This window comes from Azospirillum sp. Marseille-Q6669 (genome assembly GCF_965111635.1).
Genome location: NZ_CBCOOP010000004.1, coordinates 44,234 through 62,133 on the forward strand (window position 1 = coordinate 44,234; position 17,900 = coordinate 62,133).

General features: G+C 68.1%; 15 protein-coding genes. 4 read left to right on the forward strand and 11 right to left on the reverse strand.

Annotated features, from left to right (window positions below; genetic code table 11):
* Positions 1–29: 29 nt before the first annotated feature.
* The gene (locus tag ACWPXE_RS21575) at positions 30–935 is read left to right on the forward strand and encodes a LysR substrate-binding domain-containing protein (protein WP_454019423.1); all 906 of its coding nucleotides are present in this window, start codon (positions 30–32) and stop codon (positions 933–935) included.
* A 20-nt stretch (positions 936–955) separates the two neighbouring features.
* Here ACWPXE_RS21575 and ACWPXE_RS21580 read toward each other — a convergent pair whose 3' ends face one another.
* The 5 genes from ACWPXE_RS21580 to ACWPXE_RS21600 form a co-directional block, all read right to left on the reverse strand.
* Positions 956–1,720, reverse strand: coding sequence for an amino acid ABC transporter ATP-binding protein (locus ACWPXE_RS21580; protein WP_137143617.1), 765 nt, complete (start codon positions 1,718–1,720; stop codon positions 956–958).
* Positions 1,721–1,773: 53 nt separating this feature from the next.
* Complete coding sequence (locus ACWPXE_RS21585) at positions 1,774–2,436, reverse strand: amino acid ABC transporter permease (protein WP_200486375.1); 663 nt, start codon at positions 2,434–2,436, stop codon at positions 1,774–1,776.
* An 82-nt stretch (positions 2,437–2,518) separates the two neighbouring features.
* On the reverse strand, positions 2,519–3,373 hold the full coding sequence (locus tag ACWPXE_RS21590) for a transporter substrate-binding domain-containing protein (RefSeq protein WP_454019424.1): 855 nt from the start codon (positions 3,371–3,373) through the stop codon (positions 2,519–2,521).
* A 168-nt stretch (positions 3,374–3,541) separates the two neighbouring features.
* Positions 3,542–4,441, reverse strand: a complete 900-nt coding sequence (gene dapA / locus ACWPXE_RS21595; RefSeq protein ID WP_454019425.1) for a 4-hydroxy-tetrahydrodipicolinate synthase — start codon at positions 4,439–4,441, stop codon at positions 3,542–3,544.
* A gap of 372 nt (positions 4,442–4,813) precedes the next feature.
* Positions 4,814–5,968, reverse strand: a complete 1,155-nt coding sequence (locus ACWPXE_RS21600; protein WP_454019426.1) for an alpha-hydroxy acid oxidase — start codon at positions 5,966–5,968, stop codon at positions 4,814–4,816.
* A gap of 225 nt (positions 5,969–6,193) precedes the next feature.
* Here ACWPXE_RS21600 and ACWPXE_RS21605 point away from each other — a divergent pair, with 225 nt between their 5' ends.
* Both ACWPXE_RS21605 and ACWPXE_RS21610 read left to right on the forward strand, forming a co-directional pair.
* Positions 6,194–7,630 carry an FAD-binding oxidoreductase gene (locus ACWPXE_RS21605; protein WP_454019427.1) on the forward strand — a complete coding sequence of 479 codons (1,437 nt, stop codon included), beginning with the start codon at positions 6,194–6,196 and terminating at the stop codon, positions 7,628–7,630.
* Positions 7,631–7,695: 65 nt separating this feature from the next.
* Positions 7,696–8,316, forward strand: a complete 621-nt coding sequence (locus tag ACWPXE_RS21610) for a helix-turn-helix domain-containing protein (RefSeq protein WP_454019428.1) — start codon at positions 7,696–7,698, stop codon at positions 8,314–8,316.
* Between the two features lie 88 nt (positions 8,317–8,404).
* On the opposite strand, the gene ACWPXE_RS21615 is transcribed toward ACWPXE_RS21610, so the two are convergent.
* From ACWPXE_RS21615 to ACWPXE_RS21630, 4 genes are read right to left on the reverse strand one after another with little or no spacing between them, the layout of a single operon-like run.
* Positions 8,405–9,619 (reverse strand): ABC transporter substrate-binding protein, encoded by a 1,215-nt coding sequence (locus ACWPXE_RS21615; RefSeq protein ID WP_454019429.1) that lies wholly within the window; start codon positions 9,617–9,619, stop codon positions 8,405–8,407.
* Positions 9,620–9,660: 41 nt separating this feature from the next.
* The gene (locus tag ACWPXE_RS21620; protein ID WP_454019430.1) at positions 9,661–10,440 is read right to left on the reverse strand and encodes a 3-hydroxybutyrate dehydrogenase; all 780 of its coding nucleotides are present in this window, start codon (positions 10,438–10,440) and stop codon (positions 9,661–9,663) included.
* A gap of 46 nt (positions 10,441–10,486) precedes the next feature.
* Complete coding sequence (locus ACWPXE_RS21625) at positions 10,487–11,437, reverse strand: BKACE family enzyme (RefSeq protein WP_040137487.1); 951 nt, start codon at positions 11,435–11,437, stop codon at positions 10,487–10,489.
* A gap of 57 nt (positions 11,438–11,494) precedes the next feature.
* The gene (locus tag ACWPXE_RS21630; RefSeq protein WP_454019431.1) at positions 11,495–12,406 is read right to left on the reverse strand and encodes a 3-hydroxyacyl-CoA dehydrogenase family protein; all 912 of its coding nucleotides are present in this window, start codon (positions 12,404–12,406) and stop codon (positions 11,495–11,497) included.
* A gap of 276 nt (positions 12,407–12,682) precedes the next feature.
* Here ACWPXE_RS21630 and ACWPXE_RS21635 point away from each other — a divergent pair, with 276 nt between their 5' ends.
* Positions 12,683–14,110: a sigma-54 interaction domain-containing protein gene (locus ACWPXE_RS21635; protein ID WP_454019432.1), complete on the forward strand. Its 1,428-nt coding sequence runs from the start codon at positions 12,683–12,685 to the stop codon at positions 14,108–14,110.
* 13 nt (positions 14,111–14,123) lie between these two features.
* On the opposite strand, the gene ACWPXE_RS21640 is transcribed toward ACWPXE_RS21635, so the two are convergent.
* Positions 14,124–14,693 (reverse strand): hemerythrin domain-containing protein, encoded by a 570-nt coding sequence (locus tag ACWPXE_RS21640; RefSeq protein WP_454019433.1) that lies wholly within the window; start codon positions 14,691–14,693, stop codon positions 14,124–14,126.
* A 59-nt stretch (positions 14,694–14,752) separates the two neighbouring features.
* Positions 14,753–17,896: an efflux RND transporter permease subunit gene (locus ACWPXE_RS21645; protein ID WP_454019434.1), complete on the reverse strand. Its 3,144-nt coding sequence runs from the start codon at positions 17,894–17,896 to the stop codon at positions 14,753–14,755.
* Positions 17,897–17,900 lie beyond the last annotated feature (4 nt).

The window sequence follows — 17,900 nt, forward strand, 5'->3', positions numbered from 1 at the left end:
CGCATCCGACACCGTTGGGCCACTCTTGAATGCTGAATCCGCGCCAGATCGAGGCGTTCCGCGCCGTCATGCTGACCGGCGGAATCACCGCAGCGGCGGAATTGTTGAACATCTCGCAGCCGGCGGTCAGCCGCCTGATCGCCGACCTGCAATACGCGCTGAAGCTGACGCTGTTCGAGCGGCGCGGCTCGCGCATCGCGCCGACCAGCGAGGCGATGTCCCTGTACCAGGAGGTGGAGCGGTCCTTCGTCGGGCTGGAGCGGATCGAGCAGGCGGCGCGCGACCTCCAGGAGCGGCGGGCCGGCACGCTCCGCGTGGCCGCCATGCCGGCGATGGCCATCGGCTTCCTGCCGCGCTTCGTCGCCCGCTTCCTTGAGGAGCGGCCGCGGGTGGATGTGTCGCTGTGGGGCAGCAGTTCCCCCCAGGTGCTCGATTGGGTGGCCGCCGGCCAGTGCGAATTGGGCTTCGGCCAGTCGGCGGTGGAGCACGCGACGGTGCTGTGCGAACGGATGCCCAGGGTGCGGGCGGTCGCCGTGGTGCCGAGCAACCACCCGTTGGCCGCGCGCAAGCGGCTGGTCCCGGAGGATTTCGCGGGCGAAGCCTTCATCGCGCTCGGCGCCGCCACACTGATGCGCTATTCCGTCGACGCAATGTTCGCCGAGCACGGCGTCGCCCGGACCATGCGGGTGGAGACACAGCTCACCATGATCGCCTGCGCCATGGTCGCCGCCGGGGCGGGAATCTCCATCGTCGATCCCTTCACGGCGCAGGAGTATGCGGGGCGCGGCGTTGCCATCCGCCCCTTCGAGCCGGCCATCACCTTCGAAATGGTGGTGCTGCATTCGGCACAGCGGTCGCTGTCCACCCTCGCGCAGGATTTCCTGGGGGGGTTCCGCGACGCCGTAGCCACCTTCCGCCTGCCCGAGCAGACCTGAACCGGATTCAGCCCCCGGATTCAGCCGCGTGTGTGGAAGTGGCTGAGGAAGGCGCGGGTGGCCTCCTGCTGTGGCCGGTCGATGACGTCGCGGGCCGGGCCCTCCTCCACGATCACGCCGTCGCGCATGAAGATCACGCGGTCGGCGACCTCGCGGGCGAAGGCGATCTCGTGGGTCACGATGATCATGGTCATGCCCTCGGCGGCGAGGTCGCGCATCACCCCCAGCACCTCCGACACCAGCTCGGGGTCAAGGGCGGAGGTCGCCTCGTCGAACAGCATCACCTCCGGCTCCATGGCGAGCGCGCGGGCGATGGCGACGCGCTGCTTCTGCCCGCCGGACAGCCGGTCCGGGTAGGCGTCGGCCTTGTCGGCCAGCCCGACCTTGGCGAGCAGCCGGCGCCCGATCGCCTCGGCCTGCGCCTTCGGCATGTTCTTGGCGGAGACCGGCCCCTCCATCACGTTGCCGAGCACGGTCATGTGCGGGAACAGGTTGAAGTGCTGGAACACCATGCCGGTGTTGGAGCGGAACTTCGCCTGTGCCTTGGGCCGGGGCAGCGCCCTGCCCTTTTCGAAGTCGAAGGCGTCGTCGCCGATGCGGATGCGGCCGCCGTTCGGCACCACCAGCAGGTTGAGGCAGCGCAGCAGCGTGGACTTGCCTGACCCCGAGGGGCCGATCAGCGCGACAACGGCGCCGGGGTCGATCTTCAGGTTGATGTCACGCAGGACGACCAGTTCGCCGAACTGCTTCCTCAGCCCGGCGACTTCGATCTTGGGGGTGTTCATGGAAAGGGGCCTCTCGCGTTGGATCGCCGGGGAAGCATCAGTGACCAGAACCTTCAATGACCCGTCTGGAGCTGCTTCTCGCCCCGCTTCACGATGGCCGTCAGGGGGACCAACACGACGAAGTAGATCAGCGCGACGATCGTGTAGACCTCCAGCGGGCGGAAGGTGTCCGTCGCGGCGACCTGCCCCTGGTAGAGAAGGTCGGGCACCGCCACCACCGAGACCAGCGAGGTGTTCTTGAACTGGATGATCGACTGGTTCATCAGTGGCGGGATCATGCGCTTGACCGCCTGGGGCAGCACGATGCGCCGCATCACCTTGGCCGGCGTCATGCCGAGCGCCAGCCCGGCCTCCGACTGTCCGGCCTCGATGGAGACCACGCCGCCCCGGATCACCTCCGCGTAGAAGGACCCGCCGTAGAGCGACAGGGTGAGGACGGAGGCCGTCACCGCGTCGATCTGGATGCCGGTCAGCATCGGCAGCGCGTAGTAGAACCACAGCAGTTGCACCAGCAGGGGCGTGCAGCGGAACAGCTCGATGTAGGCCCAGGAGATCCAGCGCAGCACGGCGAAGCGCGAGAGCTGGGCCAGCCCGCCGACCAGCCCCAGCAACAGGCCCAGCACGACGACGGCGGCCGTCAGGCCGATGGTGACCAGCGTGCCGTTGAGGAACAGCCAGCGGTATCCCCAGAGCATCTCGAAGTTGAAGGTGTACATGGCGGGCCTGCTTGCAAAACTTCGGAACGGCGGCCGAATCCCCGCGAGGCCGGCCGCCGTGCGCCATCGGAACCGCGGTCCGTCAGAAAGTGATGCCTTCCGGGATGTCGCTCATGGCGATGTCCACCTTGGCAAGGCTGTTCACCACGGCCTCGCGGATCAGGCCCAGGCCCTGGGCGTAGACGATCCAGGTGTTCACGAAGTCACGCAGTGTCTTGTCCGGCTCGCGCCGCACCGCCGCGTTGGAGGTCGAGCCGAAGACCGGGCGCGGCACCACCACCTTGCCCAGCGACGGGTCGCGCTTCACCGCGCGAACGCCGCCCATCCAGAAGATCGACTGGGCGTCGGCCCGGCCGCTGCGCACGGCCAGCGTCGCCTCGTCCAGCGACTTGAAGCGGATGATCTGGGCGTTCGGGCACAGGCGGCTGGCCACCTGATCGTGGGCGGAACCGACGTCCACCGCGATCTTCACCTCCGGCTTGTTCATGTCGGCCCAGCTTTTCGGCTCGAAGCCCGGCTTGGCGATGACGACCAAGGCGCTGTTGTAGACCGGAACCGTGAAGTCGACGGCCAGGGCGCGTTTGGGCGTCGGGTTCATGCCGAACATGACGTCGATCTTGTTGGCCTGGAGGTCGAGGATGGCGTTGCCCCAGGTGGTCTCGACCACCTCGATGCCGACGTCCATGTCGGCGGCGAGCGCCGATCCGATGTCCCAGAACTGGCCCGACCACTGGCCGGTCGTCTGGTCCTTCATGATCCAGGGGGCGCCGGTCGCCACACCGCCGATGCGCAGCTTCTTGGCCTTCAGGACCCGGTCGAAGGAGCTGCCGCCCTCCTGCGCCGCGGCCGGGGCGATGCCCGCCGCCATGGTGGCCCCGAAAGCCCCGATCGCCGCGCCGGCGCCCAGAAACCCAGCCAGTTCCCTGCGATTCACCATGTCCGTCTCCCTTGTGGTCCGTCGGGCTGTCCGACCGGATGTGTCGTGACGTGTGTGTCTTTACCTGTGCTCAGGCCATTCCGTGTTCGTTGACCGGCCGCCGCCGCGGCTTCGCGTTGTTGGAGCGCTTCCCAGGAGAAGGAGCGCCCGAAGTGTTCCTTTCGGCCGTCAGGCGAGCGCGATGTCGCGCGCGTGCCGGGCGACGGCCTGGAGCTTCTCGGTGGTCTCGGCGGTCGGCGCGGTCAGCGGCAGCCGCACCCCGCCGACCGGCATGCCGGCCATCGCCATGAAGGCCTTCAGCGGGCCGGGGTTGGTTTCCAGGAAGATGGAATTCACCACCGGGTCGATCTGGGTCTGCTCGGCCAGCGCCTCGTTCAGCTTGCCGGCGCGCGCCAGCGCGAAGATGCGCAGCCAGATCTTCGGGTAGATGGTCGCCGAGGCCAGCACGCCGCCCCGCGCGCCCAGCGCGACGTGGGTGGCAAACAGCGGCTCCTCGCCGCTCAGCACGGAGATCTTCTCGCCGGCGTACTTCATCGTCTTGATGAATTCCGGCATGTCGTAGGAGGAGAACTTCATGCCGATGATGGAGCCGTCCTCCGCCATCGCCTGCACGCCCTCGGCGGTGACCGCCACGGTGGTGCGGCGCGGGATCTGGTAGAGCATGACCGGCAGGTCCACCGCGTCGCGGTAGGCGCGGAAATAGGCGCGCATGCCTTCCTGGGTGCCAGCGGCGTAATAGGGGGTGACGGTCATCACCGCGGCGGCCCCGGCGGCGGCGAAGTCGCGCCCGGCCTCGACCGCGTCCTGGAAACCGGTGGACAGCACGCCGGGAATCACCGGGTTGCCGCCGGCCTCCTCCACGCAGGCGGCGACGACACGCTTGCGCTCGTCCCGCGACAGGGCGGGGTATTCGCCGGTGCCGCCAATCGGCACGACGCCGGACGCCCCGGCGTCGAGCTGGTGGCGCACCAGCCGCTTCAGGCCGACGATGTCGACGGAGCCGTCGACCGTCAGCGGCGTGACGATGGCGCTGAACAGGCCGCTGATCTCCGATTGGGTGAGTGCCATGGGGTCCTCGGATTTCCTAAGCGTGGCGTTTGAAGCGAGGCTTGGCCGTGTGCCGGGGCCGCAAGGCGGCCTTGCCCCCGCGATGCGGGAAGCCGGTTCGGGACGATCGAAAAACCGCGATGAAACGAGTTCGATGAAATCGACAAAGACCGGCGCGCCGCCGGAAATCCGTGTCTGAACCTACACCCTGAACAATGCTTGGGTGGGGACCGGAGGGAACGGGGGCGATGGAGTGTCCCTTGTGAGACCTCGATCCGGCCCCGTCCGCTTCCGACCAAGGAGATGTGACCTTATTTTTCCTTTTGCTGCAACAACAAATCGTTTCATGGATGAAAAGTGACGATCCGATAAAATCAGGCGCGCCAACACACGTCAACGTGGCCGTTCCACCGTCCCCGTGATGTCGGCCACGGTCGGTGCCCCAAGAAAACCCATGGTGGTCAGAAGCTCGCGCCGGACCAGCTCCAGCACCGCCTGCGCACCCGCCGCCCCGCCGGTGGCCAGCCCGTAGAGAACGGAACGGCCGAGAAGCACGCCCTGCGCGCCGAGCCCCAGATAGCCGGCGACATGGCTGCCGCGCCGCACCCCGCTGTCGGCCAAAACCGTCACCCGGTCGCCGACCCGCTCGGCGATGTCCGCCAGACAGCGCACCGGGTGGATGGCGTGATCCAGGTTGCGGGCGCCGTGGTTGGACACGACGATCCCGTCCACACCCAGTTCGGCGGCCTTCTCCGCGTCGTCGGCGCGCAGCACGCCCTTCAAAATCAGCTTGCCCTTCCAGGCGTCCCGCAAGCTCCGTACGTCGTCCCACCCCACGTCCTGGGCGAGGCTGATCTCGTCGCCGACGGCGACCCGACCCAGCGCTGTGCGGAACTCGTCGGGATAGTGGGCGTAGGTCGGCACGCCGCCGTTGCGCAGATACTTGGCGAAGACCCCGGCGAACCAGCGCGGGTGGGCGAGGCAATCCAGCCCAGCGCGCAGGGAGGGCTTGATCGGAATGCCGAAGCCGTTGCGGATGTTGTATTCGCGGTTGGGCGTCACCGCGGTGTCCACGGTCAGGACCAACGCCTCCGCCCCTGCCCTTTCGGCGCGCCGCACCAACTCGCGGGTGCGCTCGCGGCTACGCCAGACATAGAGCTGGAACCACAACCGAGCCCCGGATTCCCCGGCGATCCGCTCGACGGAGGTGATGGACTGGGTGGAAACGCAGAAGGGAATGCCGACCGCGGCGGCGGCCTTGGCCAGTTCCACCTCGCCGTCGTACCAGACCAGCCCGGCCACGGCGGTGGGCGCCACCACCAGCGGCATGGGCTGGCTCACCCCGAACAGGCGGGTGGTGGCGTCGCGTTTCGACACGTCCACCAGCATGCGCGGCTTGAAGACGAGACCATCAAGGGCCGTTTTGCTCGTCGCGATGCCGGTTTCGTCCTCGGTGCCGCGGTCAATGTACTCGAACAGGCCGCGCGGGAGGCGGGACCGTGCCCGCTGCCGGGCCTCGGCGATGTTGAGCGACGCGGTCACCGCCATTTCCCCGGCTTCCGGGGAAGGACGCGTGCATCGCACGATTCGCAGGATATGCCCATTGGGTGCTGCTCCGACAAAAATTATCTTTTCGGGAACAATTTCTCGTATGCTAGACACTGTGAAACAGTATCGTCAACGTCCGATCGTCCCGGCCGATTGTCCGCTTCACCGATTTCCGCCCCGGCACCCGAACCCGCTTCTCGGCCCGAAGCCACAAGGACCTGCCCGATGCGTGACCCACAGGCACTGCTGACGTCGCTGCGTACGCTCCTGGGGGAGCGCCATGTGGTCACGCAGGCGACGGACCTCGAACCGCTGACCCGCGACTGGCGGGGCCGCTACCAGGGCACGGCGCTGTGCGCCGTCTATCCGGCGGACACGGAGCAGGTGGCGGCGACCGTGCTGCTGGTGCGCGAGCATGGCGGGAAGATCGTGCCGCAGGGCGGCAACACCGGAATGTGCGGCGGTGCCACGCCCTTCTCGGAGGAGACGGTGGTGCTGCGGCTCGACCGGTTGAACCGGGTCCGGCAGGTCAGCGCTCTGGACAACACCATGACGGTGGAAGCCGGCTGCATCCTGGCCGACCTGCAGGCCCGCGCGCAGGAGGCCGGTCGCCTCCTTCCGCTCAGCCTGGGGGCGGAGGGGAGCTGCCAGATCGGCGGCAACATCGCGACCAACGCCGGCGGCACGGCGGTGCTGCGCTACGGCCCGATGCGCGATATGGTGCTGGGGCTGGAGGTGGTGCTTCCCGACGGCTCGGTGATGAACGACCTCAAACGGCTGCGCAAGGACAACAGTGGCTACGCCGTGCGCCACCTGTTCATCGGGGCGGAAGGCACGCTGGGGATCATCACGGCGGCGGTGTTGAAGCTGTTCCCGCAGCCGCAGGCGAACGCCACCGCCATGGCCGGCACCGGACATCTCGACAAGGCGCTGGAGTTGCTGGCCGCCGTCCGCTCCCGCCTCGGCGACCGGGTCAGCGCCTATGAGGTCATGTCGCACTCCCAGATGCAGCTCGTGCTCGACCACATTCCCGGCTGCACCCTGCCCTTCGCGGAGCCGCACCCCTGGTACGTGCTGATCGAGGCGGAGGACAGCTTCGCCGCCATGGATCTGTCCTCAATTCTTGAGGATTGCCTTGCCGACGCGCTGGAGCGCGGCCTCGTCGCCGACGCCGTGATCCCCAAGAGCGAAGCGCAGCGCGAGGCGCTGTGGCGCCTGCGCCATTCGGTGTCGGAGGCAAACAAGGTCGCCGGAATCAGCGTCTCCTACGACACCGTGGTGCCGCTCGACCGGCTCGGCGAGTTCGCGGCGGAGACGGAGCGCGGCGTGCGCGCCGCCTTCCTGCAGGCGCGCCTGCTGTTCGTCGGCCATGTCGGCGACGGCAACCTCCACGCGGTGATCCATTTCGACCACGACGCCTTCCCCTCCCGCGCCGAGTTCGAGACGGCGGCGGGGCAAATCAACGAGATCGTCGACACGGCGACGCTTGCCTGCGATGGTTCAATCAGCGCGGAGCACGGGATCGGCCTCAGCAACCGCAAACGGCTCGCCCGCTCCATCGACCCGACGCGCTATCGGCTGATGACGCAGATCAAAGCGTTGCTGGACCCTGACCATATGATGAATCCTGGAAAGCTTCTGGTGTTCGAGGACCCTCAATGAAGCGGCCCGCCCTGACGACCAAGCATGTACGACGAATCGCGACACGACCGGCGGCGGACGACGCAATGGATGTGATTGACCGGCCCGACGCGGCCTCCTCCCCTTCCCAGAGCGGGGCGGACGGAGAGCTGGACCTCGGCGTCCGGCTGAAGAATCTGCGCAAGCGGCTGGGGCTGACGCTCCAGCAGGCGGCCGACCGCACCGGGGTCGGGGTGTCCACCCTGTCCAAGATCGAGCGGAACGAGCTTTCCCCGACCGTCACCACCCTCCAGAAGATCGCCGGCGGGTTCGACATGGACGCGGCGGCGATCATCGGTGGGCAGACCCCGGCGCTGCGCGTGGCCGGCCGCCGCTCGGTGACGCGGTCGGGGGAGGGCCGCCCCTTCCCGACCGGCACCTGCAACAACGCCTGGCTCTGCCCGGACCTGACGAACAAGGTCATGAGCCCGATCATGACCACCGTCGTCGCCCGCTCGCTCGACGCCTATCCCGAATGGGCCAAGTACGACGCGGAGCTGTTCCTCCACGTCCTCTCCGGCACGCTGGTGGTACACAGCCAGATCTACGAGCCGCTGCGGCTGGAAGCCGGCGATTCCATGTATTACGACGCCAGCACCCCCCATCTCTGGGTGTCGGAGGGGAACGAGGACGCCCGCGTTCTCTGGGTCTACGCCAAGTACCAGTGAGCTCCGGCCCGAGGAGAGGCCTGCACGACCGATCCCGCGCGGAACGACCGAACATCGAAAGGGGAGCGAGCTCGCTCCCCTTCCACCGTCACTTCACCAGGGGACAGCCGCTGTCCTTCGGGTTGATGTAGGCCTGTTCGCCGGGGATGGTCTTGAGGATCTTGAAGTAGTCCCAGGCCGCCTTCGACTCGCCCGGCGTCTTGATCTGCGCCAGATACATGTCATTGAAGATCCGGCCGTTGTCGGCGATCTTCGCGTCCTTCATCATCATGTCGGTGATGGGCATGCTGCGCATCTTGGCGGCGACCTTGTCCGCGTCGTCGGTGCCGGCCTCCTGCACGGCTTTCAGGTAATGCTTGACCGCCGAATAGACGCCTGCCTGGTTCATCGACGGCTTGCGCCCGGTCCGCTCCTCGAACTTCTTCGACCAGGCGCGGGTCTCGTCGTTCATGTCCCAGTAGAAGGAGTTCGCCAGCATCAGCCCCTGCGCGGTGTCGAGGCCCAGCGCGTGGATGTCGTTGACGTTCAGCAGCAGGCCGGCCAGCGTCTGGCCGCCCTGGGGAATGCCGAACTCGGCGGCCTGCTTGACCGCGTTGATGGTGTCGCCGCCGGCGTTGGCGAAGGCGACCACCTCCGCACCCGAGGCCTGGGCCTGCAGCAGGAAGGACGAGAAGTCCGAACTCGCCAGGGGATGGCGGACGCTGCCCTTGATGGTGCCGCCGAGTTGCTTGACGGTGTTGACCGCCTCCGTTTCCAGCGAATGGCCGAAAGCGTAGTCGGCGGTGATGAAGAACCAGCTCTTTTTGCCCTGCTCGACCAGCGCACGGGCGGTCGAGGACGCCACCGCGTGGTTGTCCCACGTCCACAGGAAGCCGTAGGGGCTGCAGTCCTTGCCCGTCAGATCGGTGGAGCCGGGGCCGGACATCAGGAAGATGCGCTTCTTGTCCTTGGTGATGCCCTGCACGGCCAGCGCCGCCGCCGAGTTCGGCACGTCGGCGACGACGTCGACCTTCTCCACGTCGATCCATTGGCGGGCGAGGTTGGCGGCGATGTCCGCCTTGTTCTGGTGGTCACCGACGATGATCTCGATCTTGGTGCCGTTGATGGCGTTGCCGAACTCCTCGGCGGCCAGCCGTGCGGCCACCGCCGAGCCCTCGCCGTTGATGTCGGCGTAGATGCCGGACCGGTCGGACAGCATGCCGATCTTGATGACGTTGTCCGACATCTGGGCCTGGGCCGTGCCGGACGCCAGGGCGGCGAAGGCGACTCCGGCGAGAAGGCCGGCAAGACGGGTGCTGCGCATGGTTCACTCCCTAAGGTGTTGTTTTCTTGGTGGTTGGAGACTCAATGGGTCGTGTAGCCGCCGTCCACGGGGATCGCCGTGCCGGTGATCGACGCGGCGGCGTCGGAGCACAGGAAGGCGATGGCGGCGGCGACCTCCTCCGGCGGGATCAGCCGGCCGGTCGGCATGCGGTCGAGGAACACGGCCTGGAGAACCCGTTCCTCCGGCAGGCCGGTGACCTGCGCCTGCTGGGCGATCTGCTTCTCGATGATCGGGGTCAGCACCGTGCCGGGGCACACCGCGTTGCAGGTGATGCCGTGCTCCGCCACCTCGATCGCCACCGACTTCGTCAGGCCGATGATGCCGTGCTTGGTCGCGACATAGGCGGGCTTGTGCGGGGCGCCAACCATGCCGAGCACCGACGCCGTGTTGACAATGCGTCCCCAGCGGCGCTCCCGCATCGCCGGAAGGGCCGCCTTGATGGTGTGGAAGGCGGCGCTGAGGTTGACCGCGAGCAGCAGGTCCCACTTGTCGTCGGGAAACTCGTGCACCGCCGCCACATGCTGAACCCCGGCGTTGTTCACCAGGATGTCGATGGGGCCGAGCGCCGCCGCCGCGTCGGCCATCATGGCGCGGGCCTCGTCCGGCCGGCTGAGGTCGGCCCCCGAATAGACGATCGTCGTGCCGCTCTGCGCCGCGATGTCCGCGCACAGCCGGTCGATTTCCGCGCGGTCGCCGAAGCCGTTGAGCATCACATGGCAGCCCTGGCGGGCCAGTTCGCGGGCGGTCGCCAGTCCGATGCCGGTGGTGGAGCCGGTGACGACAGCGTTTCTGTTTCGCATCTCTGTCCTTCTTTCGGGCGTCATGAAGTATGAGGCGTCCTGCAGGTCAGAAGGCCACCTGATCGGCGCCCTTCAGGGCGAGCATCGCGCGCGCCTCGGCGGGGGTGGCGACCTCGAGCGACAGCTCCTCGAGAATCCGGCGGATCTTCGCCACCTGCTCCGCGCTGTTCCGGGCCAGCCGGCCCTTGCTGAGATACAGGCTGTCCTCCAGCCCGACCCGGACGTTGCCGCCCATGACCGCGGCCATGGTCGTGAAGGGGATCTGGTGTCGCCCGGCGGCGAGCACCGACCATTCGTAATCCGTCCCGAACAGCCGGTCGGCGGTCTCGCGCATGAAGACGAGGTTGCGCTGCTCCGCGCCGATGCCACCGAGGATGCCGAAGATCGTCTGGACGAAGAAGGGCGGCTTCACCAGCCCCCGATCGACGAAATGCGCGAGGTTGTAGAGATGCCCGACGTCGTAGCACTCGAATTCGAAACGCGTCCCGCAGCCCTCGCCCAGATGCTCCAGGATGTAGGCGATGTCGCGGAAGGTGTTGCGGAAGATGAAGTCGTCGGTGCTGCGCAGATAGGGCTCCTCCCAGTCGTGCTTCCAGCCCTGGTAACGGTCGGCCAGCGGAAAGATGCCGAAGTTCATCGAGCCCATGTTGAGCGAGCACATCTCCGGCTGGGCCTGGAGCGGGGCGGCAAGGCGCTCCTGCACCGTCATGTTGAGCGAACCGCCGGTGGTGATGTTGAGCACCGCGTCGGTGGACTGCTTGAGGCGCGGCAGGAACTGCATGAACACCGCCGGGTCCGGCGTCGGCTGCCCGGTGCGGGGGTCGCGGGCGTGCAGGTGGAGGATCGCGGCACCGGCCTCGGCGGCGCCGACGCCCTGCTCGACGATCTCATCGGGCGTCACCGGCAGCGCATCCGACATGGTCGGGGTGTGGATCGACCCCGTCAATGCGCAGCTGATGATCACCTTCTTCTGTGGTGCCTTCTGTGGTGCGGCCATGGGACAGTCTCTGTGTTGGTTCGGTTCGAAGGGAAGGACGGCGTGACCGGCGCGCGGTCACCCGCGCTCGACGCCGTCCAGCCGCTGGAGGTGGGCCGCCAGACGGGCGTGGGTCTCGGTCCGCTGCGCCTCCGTCCAGGTCCGAAAACCGGCGCCGGACTTCATGCCCAGCCGCCCGGACGCGACGAGATCGCGCAGCAGGGGCAACGGTTCCGGCGTCCGGTCGAGGTCGGGCAGGACATGCTCGTGCACCGCCAGGGTCAGGTCGGTGCCGACGAGGTCGGCGTTCTCCAACGGCCCCAGGACGGCGAGGCGGCGGCCGAAGCTGGCCTTGACCACGGCGTCCACCGTCTCGGCGTCGCACACGCCGTTCTGGACGAGCGCGATGGCCTCGCGCCAGAGCGCGTGCTGCAAACGGTTGCCGATGAAGCCGGGAACGTCCTTGCGGACATGCACCGGTGTCTTGCCGATGGCGGACAGCAGCCCGATCATCGCGGCGACCGCCGCATCGGCGGTGTCGGCGGTCTGGATGACCTCGACGAGCGGGATCTGGTACGGCGGGTTCCACCAGTGGGTGCCCAGGGCGCGGGTCTTATCGCGGAGCGGTTCCATGATCCGGGTGATCGGGATCACCGACGTGTTGCTCGCCAACAGCGCATGGCGTGGGGCGGCGGCCTCGACCGCCAGGAAGATCCGCTGCTTGAGGGCCAGATCCTCCGGAACCGCTTCGATGACGACGTCCGCTTGGCCGACCGCGTTCTCCAGGGAGGCGCAGGGCCGAACCCGGTCCGCGGCGGCGGTGTCCATTCCCAGAGTCTCAAGGTTGCCGCGGACCCGTTCGACGATCCCGGCCCGGCGGCCCGGATCGGGCTCGTGGATGTCGACCGGATGCCCTGCGACGGCGAAGGCCTGGGCGATCCCATGCCCCATCAGACCGGCGCCGATGATTCCAATACGCTGCTGCGTCATGCTTCTGTCGCGTCCCCCCTGCCTTGAGCGCCGCCGCGATGGCCGCCCGGCCAATTGTTCGCGGTGCACATATTTTCTTGCCGCAATCAAAGCAAGGGGCGTGCCAGCGATGGGGATTGTTGGTATGGAGGGCCTTCGGCCGAGCCAGCGGGCGAATTGCCTGTGGATTCGAGCCCTTCGCCGCCAGCGGCCTGCGAATAGGGCTTTCGTTGTGTGCTGAATTTTGACAAACAGTGTTCAGAATATTGACAGAAACGACGCGACGGGAGGCGGGTCATGGCGGCGGGACGGGACGAGCACTTCGCGGCGGCGCGCGCGCTGATGGTGATGATCGACGAGATGATCGACGGCGCCATCCTTGTCGACAAGGACGCGCGGATCGTCTGGTCCAATGATAAGCACGTCTGGTTCGATGACAAGCGCAAGGCGCTGTTGGGCATCCGCTCCCTCACCGAGGTGGTGGGGCAGCCCATCGAACGGGTCATCCCGCACAGCCAGATGCGCGACGTGGTGGAGACCGGCCGCTCCTTCCCGCTCGACATCATGCGCTATGGCGAGCACACGCTGCTGGTGAGCCGCCTGCCCCTGCGCGACGAACAGGGGGAGATCATCGGCGCCCTCGCCTTCGCCCTGAAGAACAGCCTGACCTACCTCCGCCCCATCGCGGAGCGCTTCAACAAGCTGCAATCGCGGCTCGCGCGGATGGAACAGGAACTCGCCGCCAGCCGGGCGCCGAAATACTCGGTCGAGAACCTCGTCGGCTTCAGCCCGGCGATGCTCCAGGTCAAGCGGCTGGTGCGCAAGGCCGGCCAGATCAACTCGGCGGTGCTGGTGCTGGGCGAGACGGGGACCGGAAAGGAGCTAGTGGCGCAGGCGATACACGCGGCCTCGGATCGGGTCGACCGCCCCTTCGTCGGCATCAACGTCGCGGCGATTCCCGAAAACCTGCTGGAGGCGGAGTTCTTCGGCGTGGCGCCGGGCGCCTACACCGGGGCCGGCCGCCAGCCGCGACCCGGAAAATTCCAACTCGCGCACGGCGGCACGCTGTTCCTCGACGAGATCGGCGACATGCCGCTGCCGCTTCAGGCCAAGCTGCTGCGCGTGCTGCAGGAGCGCGAGGTCGAACCCCTCGGCTCCAATCAGGTCATCAAGGTTGATGTCCGCATCATCGCCGCGACCAGCCGGCCGCTGCCGGAAATGATGCGGAACGGCACCTTCCGCTCAGACCTCTATTACCGGCTGAACGTCTTCCCGATCCAACTGCCGGCGCTGCGCGACCACAAGGAGGACCTGGAAATCCTCGCCTCGCTGTTTTCGGAACGGATGGCGGTGAGCCTCGACCAGCCGATGCGCGACCTTACCCCCGCGGCGCTCGACGCGCTGCGCGGGCACGACTGGCCAGGCAACGTCCGTGAACTGGCCAACGTCATCGAGCAGGTCTATGTGCGCACCGAAGGCGAGCGCATCCTGGCCGACGACTTCGCCGACATCCTTCCCGGAGCCGCCGCCCGGCCAACCGCGTCGCCGGCGCGCAAGCGTCCGCTCGCCGACAGCATGGACGAGCTGGAACGCTCGCTCATCCTCGCCGCGCTCGAGGACGCGCAGGGCAACAAGCTGGAGGCCGCGCGGAGCCTCGGCCTGTCGCGCACCAACCTCTACGCGAAGCTGCGCAAGCACGGCATCACCGCCGACTCCGAGGCGTAGCCGTATCGCGTCGCTACAGAAGCAGGGCTTTCTCCCGCTGCACATGGCCCGACAGCCGGACCGTCTCCCGCTGGTCCAGCGCGTTCCGCAGCTTGGGGAAATCGACCTCCTCCTCCTGCTGGACATGCTCCGCGATCAGCTGCCTCAGCGCGATGACGCGCCGCCGCCACGCGGGATCGTCCTTCGGCATCTGCTCGAGGGCGTACAGGTGCATCTTCATGTCGGCGTGCTCGCCGTAGAGGTGCCGGGCGTCCGCCTCCTGATGCGCGTGGTCGTGCAGCAGGGGGTAGACGACGTCCTCCTCGGCCATGGCGTGCGCGGCGAGGCGGCGCTTCAGGCGGAGCAGCAACTGCGTCCGCTGGAAGGTCTCGCCGGTGTGCGTCCGCTCCATCGCGTCGAGCAGCGCCAGGATGTGGCGGTGGTCGTCCATCAGGGCGTCGAGCGGGTCGCGCGCCATCGTCGTCCCGGCGGCCTGGGCGACCACCGGCGGCAGCAGGCGGCTGGCGAGGATCGCCACGGCGGCACCGCTGGCGAAGGCGATCAGGCCGCTTGTGGACCAGAGGTCCTGTCCTCTCCTGCTCATGATGTCCGTGCCTCCCGGGTCCATGGGTGTGTCCGACGACCAACAGGGACCGGGCCGGGTCATTCCGCCGGAAATGTCTTCGCAGGCAAGTCCGCCGGAGGGCGGTGTGGAACCAGCCGTTCGGTCAGGCGCTGGAAGGCGACGAACAGGACCGGCACGAAGATGATGCCGACCAGCGTCGCCGCGGTCATGCCGCTGAAGACCGTCGTGCCGATGGACCGCCGGCTGGCCGCTCCGGCGCCGGTGGCGACCAGCAGCGGCACCGCCCCCAGGATGAAGGCCAGCGCCGTCATCAGCACAGCGCGGAAGCGCTGGCGGGCGCCCATCACCGCGGAATCGATGATGGGGTGGCCGGCGGCGCGCTGCTCCCGCGCGAACTCGACGATCAGGATGGCGTTCTTGGCGGCGAGGCCGACCAGCAGGACGAGCCCGATCTGCGCATAGACGTCGTTGGCGATGCCGGCGACGCTCAGCCCGATGCCTGCCCCCAGCACCGCGATGGCCACGGACAGCAGCACGGCCAGCGGGATCAGCCAGTTCTCGTACTGCGCCACCAGGAACAGATAGCCGAACAGCACCGCCAGCCCGAAGATGATGATCGTCTGGTTGCCGATGCGGCTTTCCTGATAGGACAGGCCGGTCCATTCCGTGGCGTAGCCCGCCGGCAGGGTGCGGTCCGCCACCTCCTGCATCGCCGCCAGCGCTTGGCCGGAGCTGCCGCCGGGGGCCGGGTTGCCGTTGACCGAGGCGGACAGGAACTGGTCGTAGCGGACGAGGCTGTCGGGGGCCAGCGTGTTGCGGATGGTCACGATGCTGCGCAGCGGCACCATGTCCCCCGACGAACTCCGCACATACAGCTGGTCGATGGCCGCCACCTCGTCCCGGTACTCCGCGGCGTCCTGCACCTGGACCTGGAAGACCCGGCCGTAGAGGTTGAAGTCGTTGACGTAGCGCGACCCGAGATGGGACTGCAGCGTGGTGAAGACGTCGCCCGGCGAGACGCCGAGCAGCGCCGCCTTGGTGCGGTCGAGGTCGACGAACAGGTGCGGCACGTCGGGGCTGAAGGTGCTGAAGACGGCCGACAGCCGAGTGTCCTGGTTGGCGGCGACCAGCAGGCCGCGCAGCACCGCGCCGAGCTGCTGCGCGGATTGCCCGCCCAGCGCCTGCACCTGGAGCTGGAACCCGCCGGTGCTGCCGAGGCCGGGGATGGAGGGCGGGTTGAAGGCGGCGATGGTTGCCTGCGGCACCGCGGCGAGCTGCGGCCTCAGCCGGCCCAGCAGCGCGTCCACCGTCTCGGCGGCCCCCCGCTCCCCCCAGGGCTTCAGCACGACGATCTGCAGGCCGACGTTGGAGGCGGCCCCGCTGAGGATGCTGTAGCCGGCGATGGAGATCACATGGGCGACCCCCGGCGTCGCGCGCAGCCGCTCGGTGACATCGCTCATCACCGCCTCCGTCCGGCTGAGCGACGCGGCGTTCGGCAATTGGACATTGACGAAGAAGTATCCCTGGTCCTCCGACGGCAGGAAGGCGGTGGGCAGGCCGCGCAGCAGAAGGAAGGCACCGGCGGTCAGCAGGGCAAAGACGGCGATCCCGATCACCAGCTTGCGCGACAGCCAGCCTACGAGGCCGCCGTAGCGGTCGCGCACCCCGTCCAGCCCGCGGTTGAAGGCGGCCAGCGGGCGCCAGGGCGGGGTCGGCGGACGCAGCAGCAGGCCGCACAGCGCCGGGGTCAGCGTCAGCGACACCATGCCGGAAATCAGGAAGGCGGTGGTGATGGTGACCGCGAACTGCCGGTAGAGCTGGCCGGTGATGCCGGGCAGGAAGGCCACCGGCACGAACACCGCGGCCAGCACCAGGGTGGAGGCGACGATGGCGCCGGTCACCTGCTCCATGGCGATGCGGCTGGCCGAGGGGGCGGGCTGATCGGGATGCTCCTCCATGACGCGGCGGACGTTCTCGACCACCACGATGGCGTCGTCCACGACCAGCCCGATCGCCAGCACCAGTGCGAACAACGTGATGGTGTTGGCGCTGTAGCCCAGCACCAGCAGAACGGCGAAGACGCCGATGATCGACACCGGAATCGCCAGGGTGGGGATCAGCGTCGCCCGCCAGTCCTGGAGGAAGACGTAGATGACCACCACGACCAGCAGGAAGGTGATGCCCAGCGTCAGCACGATCTCCTCGATCGTCGCGCTGACGAAGCTGGTGGTATCGAACACGACGGCGTAGTCCAGCCCTTCCGGGAAGCGGCCGGACAGCCGGTCCAGCTCCGCCCGCACCGCCTTGGCGACGTCCAGCGCGTTGGCGTCCGGCGACTGGTAGACGACCAGCGTCGCCGCCGGGTCGCCGTCCAGCTTGGCCGTCGAACCATAGCTCTGCGCCCCCAGCTCCACCCGCCCGATGTCGCCCAGCCGCACCACGCCGCCGTTCGGGTTGGTGCGCACGATGATGCCGGCGAACTGCTTGGGGTCGTCCAGCCGGCCGCGGGCGAGGATGGTCAGCTGCTGCTGCTGGCCGTCGGGGACGGGAGGGGCGCCGATCTGCCCCGCCGAGGCCTGGAGATTCTGGTTCTGGATCGCTGCGACCACGTCCGCCGCGGTGATGCCCAGCGCCGTCATGCGGTTCGGGTCCATCCAGACGCGCATGGCATAGGTCAGGGCGCCCATCACCTGCGCGTCGCCGACGCCGGGCACCCGCGCGATGGCGTCGCGCAGGTTGATGCTGGCGTAGTTGGAGATGAAGATCGGGTCGAACTGGCCGCCGGGCGAGAAGACGTTGACGGCCATCAGCATGTTGGACGACTGCTTGCGCACCGTGACGCCCTGCCGCGACACCTCCGTTGGCAGGGTCGGCGTGGCGAGCGACAGGCGGTTCTGCACGTTGATCTGGGCCAGATCCGGGTCGGTGCCCTGCGCGAAGGTGACCGACAGCGTGTAGGCGCCGGTGTCGGTGCTGGTCGAGGACATGTAGAGCATGCCCTCCACCCCGTTCACCTGCGCCTCGATCGGGGCGGCGACGCTGTCGGCGACGACTTGGGCGTTGGCGCCGGGATAGGTGGCGGAGACCTGCACCGAGGGCGGCGTGATCGGCGGGAACTGCGCCACCGGGATGGCCAGGATGGCCAGCGCCCCCGCGATAGTCACGACCAGCGCGATGACGATGGCGAGGTTCGGGCGCCGGATGAACAGGCCGGAAAACATGGGC